At 67.6% G+C, this 12,983-nt stretch carries 8 protein-coding genes; 6 read left to right on the top strand and 2 right to left on the bottom strand.

Annotation, left to right across the window (positions count from 1 at the left end; genetic code table 11):
* Positions 1-107: 107 nt before the first annotated feature.
* Positions 108-1,598 carry a SpoIID/LytB domain-containing protein gene (locus tag ABZ824_RS12420; protein ID WP_356963336.1) on the bottom strand — a complete coding sequence of 497 codons (1,491 nt, stop codon included), beginning with the start codon at positions 1,596-1,598 and terminating at the stop codon, positions 108-110.
* A gap of 307 nt (positions 1,599-1,905) precedes the next feature.
* Between ABZ824_RS12420 and ABZ824_RS12415 the strand changes: the two genes are divergently transcribed.
* Positions 1,906-4,425, top strand: coding sequence for an N-acetylmuramoyl-L-alanine amidase (locus tag ABZ824_RS12415; RefSeq protein WP_356963335.1), 2,520 nt, complete (start codon positions 1,906-1,908; stop codon positions 4,423-4,425).
* 414 nt (positions 4,426-4,839) lie between these two features.
* Here the strand turns inward: ABZ824_RS12415 and ABZ824_RS12410 are convergent, their stop codons facing one another.
* A complete protein-coding gene (locus ABZ824_RS12410; protein WP_355073162.1) occupies positions 4,840-5,679 on the bottom strand; it encodes an HAD family hydrolase in 840 nt (279 codons plus the stop codon).
* A gap of 155 nt (positions 5,680-5,834) precedes the next feature.
* Here ABZ824_RS12410 and ABZ824_RS12405 point away from each other — a divergent pair, with 155 nt between their 5' ends.
* The 5 genes from ABZ824_RS12405 to ABZ824_RS12385 are packed head-to-tail and all read left to right on the top strand — an operon-like array spanning position 5,835 to position 12,972.
* Positions 5,835-6,812, top strand: coding sequence for an ABC transporter permease (locus tag ABZ824_RS12405; RefSeq protein WP_356963334.1), 978 nt, complete (start codon positions 5,835-5,837; stop codon positions 6,810-6,812).
* A complete protein-coding gene (locus ABZ824_RS12400) occupies positions 6,809-7,729 on the top strand; it encodes an ABC transporter permease (RefSeq protein ID WP_355073166.1) in 921 nt (306 codons plus the stop codon). Before ABZ824_RS12405 ends, ABZ824_RS12400 begins: the two co-directional genes overlap by 4 nt.
* On the top strand, positions 7,726-9,576 hold the full coding sequence (locus tag ABZ824_RS12395; RefSeq protein ID WP_356963333.1) for an ABC transporter ATP-binding protein: 1,851 nt from the start codon (positions 7,726-7,728) through the stop codon (positions 9,574-9,576). The genes ABZ824_RS12400 and ABZ824_RS12395 overlap by 4 nt, the downstream gene beginning before the upstream one ends.
* A 13-nt stretch (positions 9,577-9,589) precedes the next feature.
* Positions 9,590-11,275, top strand: coding sequence for an ABC transporter family substrate-binding protein (locus tag ABZ824_RS12390; protein ID WP_356963332.1), 1,686 nt, complete (start codon positions 9,590-9,592; stop codon positions 11,273-11,275).
* Positions 11,276-11,322: 47 nt separating this feature from the next.
* Positions 11,323-12,972, top strand: coding sequence for an ABC transporter family substrate-binding protein (locus ABZ824_RS12385; protein ID WP_356963502.1), 1,650 nt, complete (start codon positions 11,323-11,325; stop codon positions 12,970-12,972).
* Positions 12,973-12,983: the final 11 nt, after the last annotated feature.

Below are 12,983 nucleotides of genomic sequence, written 5' to 3'. Positions count from 1 at the left end.
GCTCTCGTCGGTGCAACCAGCTTGCAAGTTGACGTTACGTCAAAGTCAACCCGGGAAATACAGCAACGTGGCCCCATTCGCCAGACAACGTCTTGCGTGCGGATTCGCTAGACCGCACCGCCAGGTGTGCCCACCCCATCGGTCACGGGTCCATCGGGCTGGGTCGCGCGTGGCGCGGTCACCGCGCCGGACGTAGCGGCACCATCGAGCGCGGTGGTTCCGGCGGGCGCGATGGGCGCCGCGCCACCACCGATCGCGGGGCCTCCACCAGTCCGGGCGGCACCGCCGGGCGCGGCAGCGATACCAGGCGCAGTCGTACCCCCAGGTGCTCCTGGAGCCATCCCGTCAGGCGTGACCGCCTCGGGCGGAGACGCACCAGCGGGCGGTGTGCCGACCGGAACCTTTTGCGCACCGGGCGCTTCCGGAACCACCTGCACCATGCGCGAGTAGTCCACGACCTGCGCGCCCAGCGTGGGCGTCACGATGATCATGCCGTTGGTGTACATCCGGTAGATCCCCGCACGCTGCGGCAGGATCATCTGCGGTCCGACCGGCGCACCGAGGGAACTGTTCGCGCCGCCGATACGGCGGTACTCGGCATCGATCGCCGACTCGGTGACCTCCGCCGCCGACTCGGTGACCGCCGCCTGCGTCCGTGGATCGCCGGCCGGAGCGGTGGTGAGCAGCTCCCCGGGCGCCGGCCCGACGTCCATGGTGTTGATATCCGCCGGTTCCCCACCGCCCGGTGCGGCGGAGTACTCCGTCCGCAGGATCCGGCCTTCGCGCACCAGTACCGCGCCCGCCGTGGCCGCGACGGCGGCCGCCGTCCGCGGGTCTTCCCGCGCGGTACCGGGATACTCCTGGCAGGCCGTCGTGTCGCACGTCTGCGCGTACGGATACCGCTGGTCGGCAAGGGCATACGAGCGGGCCGCGATCGCCTGGGCACGCAGCGCCTCGGCCGCTCCCTTGTCCGCCCAGTCGGGTGGCACCTCGGCCGGGACCACGCCGAGTAGATAGTCCTCGACATCCACCTGGTTGATGGTGCGGGCCGCGCCATCCTCGAGGGCGACGCCGAGGGCGCCGCGGTACGACGGACCACCGCACACCGTGAGATGTTCCGCCACAGGGCGATTCGGACGTGCGTCGATGGGATGAATCCAGGGGTCGTCGGTCGGCGCCTGCCACAGCACCTCACCGTCGCAGCCGACCGTCACCACCACATTCGCGCCGCCATCGGGCAGCGGCGTGAGGTGGGCGGCCTGGCCTGGCGGCAACTCTCGGCCGGCCACTCGCAGGCCGGTGGCGGCGAAGGCGTCGAGCGAGGAGCCGTCCTGTGCCGTGAGGCGGACCCGGACCGGGGTAGGCGCGACGGCGCCGAGCGTCGCGCCGGGATAGTAGTGCGCGAGAATGCGGTCGGCCCCCCACCCCGCTCGGGCGCTCTCGAACGCGCCGACCTGGCTCGAGCCGCGGCCGTGCCCGGGTCCGGCCAGCGGGCGATACGGCGCGTCGACCGGCCGGGCCGGAAGCGCGGCGAGGGCTCCAGCGATCACTCCGGATCCGATGAGCAACAGGGAAGTGCGCACCAGGAGGCCGATCACGCGCCGATGCGGCCGCCTGGCCGGCTCCTGGTTCGTCGATATCGCCTTTACCTGCATTTTTCTGATCTCCGCATACGCGTATTACGATGCATCCGCTCACTCCCACGGTTAACAGATCCGGTAGATCCCCACCTTTTCCGCACGTTTTCCAGACGCGCTAGCAATCATCGAGCTACATTCAGGCAATCACATAATCCTCAACCAGAGGTTTAGCCATGTGACAAATGTGGCTATTGTGACCATTGATACATCAGGAAGTGACCCTTAATCACACATGATCACTGGTACGACCTGATTGGAGACGCTCGTGCGGTACCGCAAACCGAAACGCTCCTACGTGCTACCGGTTGTCACCACCCTCGCGGTAGCTGCCCCGCTCGGCACGCTCATGCTCAGCGATTCGAACGACTACCGCACCGCCACCAACAGCGAGCCGGCCGCCGTCGCGGCCGGACTCGCCGAGGTCGCACTCACGCGCGCGCCCGATATCGTGTTGCCGCTGCGCGAACTCACCGGATTGAGCCTGCCTGATCTGCATCTTTCCGACCTGCGCATGCTGCCGAGCGCCGCGGGCATTCCGATTCCGGACGGGCCGCTGCCACCGGGCGCGCAGCCACCGGAAGGAATGCGACTACCCAGCTCGAATTCCGTTCAAACCTCCGGTTCGGAATTCACTCCGAGTCAAACGTCCGAAAGCGCGAATTCCCCTGGTCAGCCGATTTCCGGGGCGCCAACGAGCAGTGTGCGCTTCATCGCCGATCCCGCCCGGCTCCAGCCCGGCACCACTCCCGAAACCCCCGCGTTGTCTCCCGGTGCGGTGACCCCCGAACTGATGAGCCAGGTGGGGGCGCAGGTGAAGGAACTCTCCAGCGACACCCCGTTCAGCATGGTCGCACTCACCGCGCGCCGACTGGCGGACACCACGGCCACGATCCGTGCCCGCCAGCCCGACGGCACCTGGGGGCCCTGGTACGACACCGAGGCGGTGGACACCTACCGCACCGATCACTCCGGTCCCGGCCCGACCGACGGCACGGAGCCGATCTACGTCGGCAACACGAACGCCGTGCAGGTCCTGGTCACCCGTAAGCAAGCAGCTCCGACGATCCAGCCGGTGGCGCAGCCCGGACCCATCGCGGACGACCAGTCGCGACCGGGCGACCCGGCTCCGCACCCCGCCGCGCGTTCCGATGACCCGGCCCAGCAGTCCGCGGACCTGACCGCCGTGCTGATCGATCCCGGTCGGGCCACCGCCGACGGCGACCTGCACAGCGTCGCCGCCGCGCTGCCCGGCGGCGGACCGAGCGTGATCACCCGCGCCCAGTGGGGCGCCGACGAATCCATCCGCTGCGACCAGCCGACCTACGACGACCACCTCGGCGGCGTCACGGTGCACCACACCGCGGGCCGCAACGACTACAGCAAGTCCGAGTCGGCGGGCATCGTCCGCGCGATCTACACCTATCACGCGAAGACGTTGGGCTGGTGCGACATCGGCTACAACGCGCTCGTCGACAAGTACGGGCAGGTCTTCGAGGGACGCTTCGGCGGCCTCGACCGCCCGGTGCAGGGCGCGCACGCGGGCGGGTTCAACGAGAACACCTCGGGCGTCGCGTTGATGGGCAACTACGAGTCCGAGCAACCGACACAGGAGGCGATCCAGGCGATCGGCGCTTTCGTCGGCTGGCGCACCAAGGTCGCCGGACTCGATCCCAAAGGCTCCACCACGATGTACTCCGAGGGCACCTCCTTCACCTCGTACGCCGAGGGTGAGGCGGTGCGGTTGCCGATCGTCTTCGCACATCGCGACGTCGGCAACACCACCTGCCCCGGCGACGCCGCGTACGCGCTGATGGACCGGATCCGCGACATCGCCGCCGGTACGCCGGGCGCCCCCGCCACGCACGACAGCCAGGTTGCCCCGCCCGGCGAATCCGACGTCGCGGGCCTCGCCGCGCTGACCACCAAGCTACTGAACATGGTGCAGGACAACATCATCGCCAGGCACTGGTCGCAGTCCGGTGGACCGAACGGCCCGCTCGGCGCCGCGCGGTCGGACGTGCTGCCCGCCGCGCAGGGCAGGCAGTACGCGAAGTTCGCCAACGGCTACGTCTACACCGCCGCGGACGGACAGGTCGTCGAGGTGCTCGGCACCATCCTGGACCGCTTCCTGCAACTCGGCGCCGACACGGGCGCGCTCGGCCTCCCCCTGCGCAACGCTCACCCGGTCTCCGACGGCCTGCGCGCCGACTTCGAGCACGGCTCGCTGATCCTCAACCAGCTCACCGGCATCGTCACGACGATATGGAAGACCTACAACGACACCTACCAGGAGGAAGTAAGCCGGAACCCGGTCGCGGCGCAGGTGAGCGCCCCGCTCCCGCACCTTCCCCCGGCTCCGGCCGCACCGGCGAATGGAGCTCCCGCCACCACGTCTCCTCGTAGCGCACCGATCCAGAACGGCACCCCCGCCCCAGCTACACCCGCACCGGCCAACGGGGCTCCGGCCACCACGTCTCCGGGTAGCGCACCGATCCAGAACGGCACCCCTGCCCCGGCTACACCCGCACCGGCCAACGGAGCTCCGGCCGTCACGGCTCCGGGTAGCGCTCCGATCCAGAACGGCACCCCCGCCACGGCTACACCCACACCGTCGATCGGCCCGGCACCCGCGGCACGAACCTCACTCGCCCAGGCCCCGGCAGGCGCACCGGCATCGACCAGTCCGCCACAGCTACCCCCGCAGCACCCCGCCGTACACCCGCCACACGGCCCGGCCCCAGCCGAAGCCGCGTTCCCCGCTCCACCGCGATCACCTGAGGGCTGACGCCATTCACCGAGGATTGATCCCGGACAAGTTGCCTCTCCTCGGAGCTCGCGCCCCGCGCGGGCTCCGAGTCGTTCAGGCACATACCCATGGCCTTGTGGATCGGACATGCCGGTAAGCCGCGGTGCCTCGGCCCGCCAAACCAATCGGCCTACAGATTGCCCCGAACACCCCGTGGGCCCTCTCGGACCCCACCCGCGCGCACTGTTTCCCCAGGTCGGAGACCAGCGCGCCCAGCCAACCTCAACCACGTCTTTCGAGCGAAGCGAGACCGAGCATCCGCCGTTCGCGGCCCGGCTCGCGTCCGAGCGGCCGCCGTGTCCGCGACGAAGTCGCCAGCGGCGGTCGCTCGGACGCGAGCCACAAAGGGGCCGCGAACACGCCGCGCCGCAGGCGCGGCAAATCGAACACAGCTCACACCCACCAGCGCTCGAGGACGCGCGCGACTCCGTCGTCGGTGTTCGATTCGGCGATCTCGTCGGCCGCGGCGAGGGCTTCGGGGTGGGCGTTGCGCATCGCGACACCGTGGCCGGCCATGGTCAGCATGGGGACATCGTTGGGCATGTCGCCGAACGCGACGATGGTCGATTCGTCCACGCCGAGCCGCTGGGCGACCACCGCCAGCCCCGCGGCCTTGGTGATGCCGGGCGCGGACAGTTCGATGAGCCCGTGTTCGGTCGAGTAGGTGATGTCAGCGCGTTCGCCGATCAGCGGCGCGAGCACCGTGCGCATGTCCGAGCTGCGCGCACCCGGCAGCCGGATCAGCATCTTGATGGCGGGCGCGTCGATGACCTCCTCCCGGGCGACCGAGGTGTCGTCGGGATTGAGCCAGGCGTGCTCGTACTGGGGCGAGCTGACGAACTGGGGCGTCACCGCGTCGTGCGCGCTCTCGCCGACGCGTTCGGCCGCGAGGCCGCAGCCCGGCAAGGCACGTTCGGCGACGTCGGCGAGCCAGGCGAGCGTCGGCACGTCCAACGTCATGCTGACCAGCACCCGGTCGGCGGCGCTGTCGTAGATCACCGCGCCGTTGCCGCACACGCACAGCGGCGCGTACCCGAGCCCCTGCACCACCGGGTCGATCCAGCGTGGTGGACGGCCCGTGGCCAGCACGAACGGCACACCGTCGGCGATCAGGGCGCCCACCGCCGCCTTCGTCCGCGCGGTCACCCGCTCGTCGTGATCGATGAGCGTGCCGTCCACATCGGTGGCGACCATCTTCGGTTTGGGGAGGTGCAGGGGCGTCACCCATTCCATCCTGCCGGACAACCTCCGGCCCGCGCCCGGCCACCGTGCTCGGCTGTGCCCCGGACATGCCCGGATGTCGTGTGGCACGCGCGCCGCGAACCACGTCCTTATGATCGGGGGCTAATACCGACGCTGGCCCGTCCAGCCGAAAGACCAGAGGACTGATGACCGGCTTCCTGCTACGACGCGCGCTCAACTATGTCGTGCTGTTGCTGCTGGCTTCGTTCCTGACGTTCAGTTTGGCGTCCCTGACGTTCCGGCCGCTGGACAGTCTCGAACAACGCAATCCGCGCCCGCCACAGGCAGTGATCGACGCCAAGGCCGAGGAGCTGCACCTCAACGACCCGATCCCGGAGCGCTACATCACCTGGCTGAAGGGCATTCCGCACGGTGACTTCGGCACGACGCTGGCCGGTCAACCGGTCAGCGAGGAGCTGCCGCGGCGGGTCGCGGTGAGTCTGCGGCTGCTGATCGTCGGCTCCCTGGTCGGCACGGTGCTCGGCGTGCTGATCGGCGCGGCGGGGGCGATCCGGCAGTACAAGTTCAGCGACTACTTCACCACGGTGGTGTCGCTACTGATCTTGAGCACGCCGGTGTTCCTGCTCGCGACGCTGTTGAAATACGGTGCGCTGGAAGTAAACTCGCTCACCGGATCGCAGCTCTTCCTCTACACCGGCGAGACCTCGGCGAACAAGATCGAAGGATTCGGGGCGCAACTGCTCGACCGCATCCAGCACCTGATCCTGCCCACCACCGCGCTGGCCCTCGGTGCGATGGCGGGCTACAGCCGCTACCAGCGCAACGCGATGCTCGACGTGCTGCAGAGCGATTTCATCCGCACCGCCCGCGCCAAGGGGCTCACCCGAAGCAAGGCGCTGTACAAGCACGGCCTGCGCACAGCGCTGATCCCGATGGCCACGCTGTTCGCCTACAGTCTCGGCGCCCTGATCACCGGCGCGACGTTCACCGAGAAGATCTTCGGCTGGCACGGCGTCGGCGAGTGGCTGGTCGACTCGATCAACGCCCAGGATCTGTACGTCGTGGTGACGGTCACCGCGTTCGCCGGCCTGGTCGTGCTGGTGTCGGGTCTGCTGTCCGACATCGTGTACGCGATTCTCGATCCAAGGGTGCGTGTGGGATGACCGAAGCCGAGATCATCGTCCAAGGCGCGCCCGAGGTCGCCGCGACCGGGCGGCGCAAGCTGGTCCTGCGGCGCTTCCTGCGCAACAAACCCGCCGTCGCGGGCGGCATCGTCCTCATCACGCTGTTCGTCGTCAGTTTCGCGCTGCCGCCCTTCCTGCCCTACGACTACCAGCAGCTGGACTACACCGCCCTGCTCAAACCGCCGAGCCCGGAACATCCGTTCGGCACCACCCAGATCGGTCAGGACGTCCTCGCGCAGACCCTGCGCGGATTACAGAAATCCCTGGTCATCGGCCTGTGCGTGGCGCTGTTGTCCACCACGATCGCCGCCACCGCCGGTTCACTGGCCGGACTGCTCGGCGGCTGGACCGACCGGGCGATCATGTGGCTGGTCGACCTGCTGCTGGTGGTCCCGAGCTTCATCATCATCGCGCTGTTCGCGCCGCGCACCAAGGGCAGCGGTTCCATCCTGCTGCTGATCCTCCTGCTGTCCTGCTTCGGCTGGATGATCTCGGCGCGGATCGTGCGCGGCCTGACGCTGAGCCTGCGTGATCGCGAATTCGTCCGGGCCGCGCGGTACATGGGCGCGCCCACCCGCACGGTGATCCTCAGCCACGTCATCCCGAACATCGCCTCGATCCTGATCATCGACACCACCCTCACCGTCGGCTCGGCGATCATGGCCGAAACGGGGCTGAGCTTCCTCGGTTTCGGCGTGCAGCCGCCGGACGTGTCGCTCGGCTCGCTGATCGCCGCGGGGACCAAATCAGCGTTGACTTATCCCTGGCTGTTCCTGTTCGCAGGTGGTCTGCTGATCATCACCGTGCTGTGCGCCAACCTCGTCGGTGACGGACTGCGCGACGCGTTCGATCCCGGCGCGAAGCGGGCTCGGTCGAAGAAGAAGGCGAAGGCATGACGACGACGACCTCCACCGCGCCACTGCTGGAGATCACCGATCTGCGGGTGTCCTTCCCCAGCGAGGAGGGCCGCATCGACGCGGTGCGCGGCGTCGACTACACGGTCTCCGACGGCGAAGTGCTCGCCATCGTCGGTGAATCCGGTTCGGGCAAGTCGGTGTCCTCGCTGGCGGTGATGGGGTTGCTGCCGGAGCAGGCCCGGATCACCGGTTCCATCCGGTTCCGCGGACGCGAATTGCTCGGGCTGGGCGATCGCGAACTGTCCAAGCTGCGCGGCAGTTCCATCAGCATGGTGTTCCAGGACCCGCTCTCGGCGCTCACGCCGGTCTACCGGGTGGGCGATCAGATCGCCGAAGCCCTGCTGGCGCACGGCAAGGCGAGCAGAGGCGATGCCGCGAAGCGCGCGGTGGAGCTGCTCGACCTGGTCGGTATCCCGGACCCGGAAGTGCGGGCCAAGGCGTTTCCGCACGAGTTCTCCGGTGGCCAGCGCCAGCGCGTCGTCATCGCGATGGCGATCGCGAACGACCCGGCGCTGATCATCTGCGACGAGCCGACCACCGCGCTGGACGTGACGGTGCAGAAGCAGATCCTCAATCTGCTGCGCAAAGCGCGCGACATCACCGGCGCGGGCGTCATCATGATCACCCACGACATGGGCATCGCCGCGACCCTGGCCGATCGGGTCGCCGTCATGTACGCGGGCAAGATCGTCGAAACCGCCACCGCGAGCGAGCTGTTCAACGCGCCGCGGATGCCGTACACCGTTGGTCTGCTCGGCTCGATCCCGCGCATGGACGGTCCGCCGCGGCGACCGCTGATCCCGATCGTCGGCGCCCCGCCCGCCATGCACGCGCTGCCGCCGGGCTGCTCGTTCGCACCGCGCTGCCCGGTGTCGATCGGCGAATGCCGGGCGGCGGAACCGCCGCTGGAGGCAGTCGAACCGGGTCATACCGCCGCCTGCATCCGCACCGCCGAGGTCGGCACCGACGAGCTGTTCGACGCCTATCGGCGCGAGATCGCCGAGCCGGAGGCCGAAGCGCAGGTGGAGTCGGACGTCGTTTTGCGGGTTTCGGACCTGGTGAAGGTCTTCCCGATCACCTCCGGTGTGGTGCTGCGCCGCCGCAAGGGGGAGATCAGGGCGGTCGACGGCATCAGCTTCGAGGTCCGCGGCGGGCGCACCTTGGCGCTGGTCGGTGAGTCCGGCTCCGGCAAATCGACCACGCTCACCCAGATCCTCGATCTGGTCCCGCCGCAATCGGGCGCCATCGAGATCATGGGCAACGACGTCGCATCCCTGAGCAAGGCGCGCAAACGGGAGATCCGCCGCAAAATGCAGATCGTCTTCCAGGACCCCACCGCCTCCCTCGACCCCCGCCTGCCGATCTTCGACGCCCTCGCCGAGCCGTTGCGCATCGACGGGCGGCCGCGCGCCGAGATCGCCCGCCGGGTACCGGAACTGCTCGAAAAGGTGGGTCTGCGCCCGGAACACTCCGACCGTTACCCCGGCGACTTCTCCGGCGGCCAGAAACAGCGCATCAGCATCGCCCGCGCACTCGCGCTGGACCCGGAGCTGCTGGTGCTGGACGAACCGGTCTCCTCGCTGGACGTCTCGATCCAGGCGGGTGTGCTGAACCTGCTACGCGACCTGCAGACCGAGCGCGGCCTCTCCTATCTGTTCGTCTCACACGATCTGTCCGTGGTGCGAAACCTGGCCCACGACATCGCGGTCATGTATCGCGGGAAGATCGTGGAGTACGGCCCGGCGGAGCAGATTTTCGCCGCCCCGCAACACGAGTACACGCGGGCGCTGATCGACGCGGTGCCGGTGCCGGCAGTCAGCAGATAGGTAGGAGGGCGCGATGCGGATCCGTTTCGACCGAATGCGGTGGACCGCGGGCTTGGCGGCGATCGCACTGATCGCCGCGGGCTGCGCGGCCGGCGTCGACGAATCGGCCGCGGGCCTGTCCGACGCGCTCGGCACCACCAGCGACATCAACCCGAAGAACCGCGACGAGGTGCGCGAAGGCGGCAACCTACGGCTGGCGGTCACCAGCTTCCCGGCGAACTGGAACACCCTGTCCAATGACGGGAACGACGGCGAGATCGCCGATGTCGAGCGCCCGCTCATGCCGCGCGCTTTCGACGTCGACGCGGCGGGCAACCTCACCGTGAACAAGGACTTCTTCACCGATGTCGCGCTGACGGGCACCAATCCACAACAGGTCACCTACACCATCAATCCCGCAGCGGTCTGGTCCGACGGGACGCCGATCACCTGGGAGGACATCGCCGCGGAAGCGCATGCGCTCAGCGGCCGCGACAAGCGCTTCTTGATCGCGATCACCAACGGCTTCGAGTTCGTCGAGAAGGTCGAGCGCGGAGTGGACGACCGGCAGGCGGTCCTCACCTTCAACCATCCCTACGGCGAATGGCGCGGACAGTTCGCGGGCAACTCCTCGCTTTTCCCGAAGTCGGTGACGGCGAATCCCGAATCGTTCAACAAGGGACTCGTGGACCGGCTCGGCCTCAGCGCGGGTCCGTTCGTCGTCCGATCCACCGACCGCGTCCAGGGCCGGATCGTGCTCAGCCGTAATCCGAAATGGTGGGGCGAGACACCGAAGCTGGACACCATCACCTACAGCGTGCTGGATCAGGCGGCCTGGGCGGCCGCCTTGCAGAACAACGAACTGGATCTCGTCCGGCTGACCTCGATCGACGAGGTCAAGACGGTCCGCAATACCAACGGGCTGGTGATTCGCCGTGCGCCCGGTAATCGCTGGCGGCACATCACCTTCAACGGCGCGCCCGGCTCCATTCTCGCGGACGCGCGCGTGCGCGTGGCGATCGCGAAGGCCATCGACCGGCAGGGCATCGCGACGGCGACCCAGAACGGTCTGGTCGAGAGTCCGAAGCCCTTGAACAACCATATCTTCCTGCAGGGACAGGACGGATACCAGGACAATTCGGCCCCGGTGGCCTACGACCCCGACCAGGCGGCACGGGAACTCGACGCGGCCGGCTGGAAGCTCAACGGTGACGTCCGCGAAAAGGACGGCCGCAAGCTGGAAATCCGCGACGTGATGTACAACGACCCACTGTGGGTGCAGATCGCGCAGATCATCCAGCAAAATCTGGCCCGGATCGGCGTGCAGCTCACCATCGACACCAAGCCCGGGGCAGGTTATTTCACCGACGTCATCATTCCCGGTGATTTCGACGCCGCACAGTTCATCTTCTCCGGTGACGCCTTCGCGATGAGCTCGATCCGGCAGATCTACTACTACGACCCGAACGACCTGCAGGGCAACTACGGCCGCATCGGTTCTCCCGAACTCAATGCCCTGATCGAGCGCACGCTGACCGAACTCGACCCGAAGAAGGCGATCGAACTGGCCAACGAGGTCGACCGGAAGGTATTCGAGGAAGGACATTCCCTGCCGCTGACCCAGTCCGACGGCAGTTTCGGAGCCCGCGCGGACCTCGCCAATATCGGCTCCCCGGGCCTGGCGTCGTACGACTACACCAAGATCGGATTTGTGAAATGAGACCAGCACAGCCCACCCGCAATCGCCGGAGGCAGGCACGCAACGTGATGGTTCGGGCGCTCACCGTCGGCACGGCGCTCGCACTGCTGGTCGGCTGTGGCGCGGGCGGCAGCGAAGTGAAGTCGGGTTCCAACGCGATCGGATCGACCAACGACATCAATCCCCGCGAGCCGAGCGAATTGCGCGACGGCGGCAACCTGCGTCTCGCCATCACCAATTTCCCCCCGACGTTCAATTCGCACCATGTCGACGCCGACGGTGACGTCGCCGAGGTGGTCGACTGGACGTTGCCCGGGCCGATCACGTCCGATGCCGCCGGAGAGTTGTCGATCGACCACAACTTCTTCACCGACATCACGCTGACCGAGACCAACCCGCAGCGGGTGGTCTACACCATCAACCCCAAGGCGGTCTGGTCCGACGGCAGCCCGATCACCTGGGAAGATTTGCGGTCCCAGGCAGAGGCGCTGAGCGGCCGCAACACGGAGTACCGGGTCTCCGCGACCCAGGGCTACAGCCGACTGGCCAAGGTCGAGCGCGGCGTCGACGACCGTCAGGCAATCGTCACCTTCGCGCAGCACTACGCGGAGTGGCGGGGCTTGTTCAGTCAGCTGATGCCGAAGGAATCGACCGCTACGCCGCAGGCGTTCAACGAGCGCGACCGCAACGGGCTCGCCAAGTCGGCGGGACCGTTCGTGATCACCACCGTCGACCGGGCACAGCAACGAATAGTGCTCAGCCGCAATCCGAAATGGTGGGGCGAGACGCCGAAGCTCGACACTGTCACCTACAGCGTGCTCGACTATTCGGCCCGCCTCAACGCCTTGCAGAACAACGAACTCGACGCCATCGATGTCTCGGGCATCGAGGAGGTCAAGTCCGCGACCAACTCACCGGGCATCATCGTGCGGCGTGCCTCGCGTCCGTACAACTCGCACATCACGTTCAACGGCGCCCCTGGTTCGATCCTCGCGGATCCGAAGTTGCGCGTGGCGATCGCGAAGGGCATCGATCGTCAGGGCATCGTCACCGCGCTGCAGAACGGGATCGTGGAGAACCCCAAGCCGCTGAACAACCACATCTACCTGGACGGACAAAAGGGCTACCAGGACAACTCCGCGGCGATCGCCTACAACCCGGACGAGGCGGCCCGGATGCTGGACGAACTGGGCTGGAAACTCAACGGTGACGTCCGCGAGAAGGACGGACGCCAGCTGGTGATCCGCGACGTGATGTTCCAGCAGGACACCTGGGTGCAATTGGCTCAGATCATGCAGCAGAATCTCGCGCGGATCGGGGTGAAACTGCTGATCCAGACCTACCCCGGCAACGGCCTGTTCACCGATGTCATCGACCCCGGCAACTTCGACATCGCTCAGTTCAGCTGGTCACGAAGCATTTTCCCGCTCGGCGCGCTGCCCCAGATCTACGCGTACGACCCGGCGAACACGCTCAGCAACAAGGGCCGGATCGGGTCGCCCGAACTGAACGATTTGATCGAGCAGACCATCTCCGAACTCGACCCCGAGCGGGCGATCGAGCTCGCGAACAAGGCCGACCGGATGATCTTCGACCTCGGCCACTCGGTGCCCATCGCGCAATCGCCCGGCAATGTGGCCGTCCGGGAGGGCCTGGCCAACTACGGCGCTTTCGGGCTGGCTTCCACGGATTACCTCCGGGTGGGCTTCGTGAAGTGAGCCGGTCCGTA

This window comes from Nocardia sp. NPDC047038 (assembly GCF_040644075.1).
Classification (GTDB): Bacteria; Actinomycetota; Actinomycetes; order Mycobacteriales; family Mycobacteriaceae; genus Nocardia; species Nocardia sichangensis.
The sequence above is the reverse complement of the archived record's forward strand: the minus strand, read 5'-3'. Positions and strand labels throughout refer to the sequence as shown.

Bases quoted from the DNA above. Each gene is read 5' to 3' on its own strand.
- ABZ824_RS12410 (WP_355073162.1), bottom strand. From the start codon at position 5,679: ATGGAATGGGTGACGCCCCTGCACCTCCCCAAACCGAAGATGGTCGCC.
- ABZ824_RS12405 (WP_356963334.1), top strand. From the start codon at position 5,835: ATGACCGGCTTCCTGCTACGACGCGCGCTCAACTATGTCGTGCTGTTG.
- ABZ824_RS12400 (WP_355073166.1), top strand. From the start codon at position 6,809: ATGACCGAAGCCGAGATCATCGTCCAAGGCGCGCCCGAGGTCGCCGCG.
- ABZ824_RS12395 (WP_356963333.1), top strand. From the start codon at position 7,726: ATGACGACGACGACCTCCACCGCGCCACTGCTGGAGATCACCGATCTG.
- ABZ824_RS12390 (WP_356963332.1), top strand. From the start codon at position 9,590: ATGCGGATCCGTTTCGACCGAATGCGGTGGACCGCGGGCTTGGCGGCG.
- ABZ824_RS12385 (WP_356963502.1), top strand. From the start codon at position 11,323: ATGGTTCGGGCGCTCACCGTCGGCACGGCGCTCGCACTGCTGGTCGGC.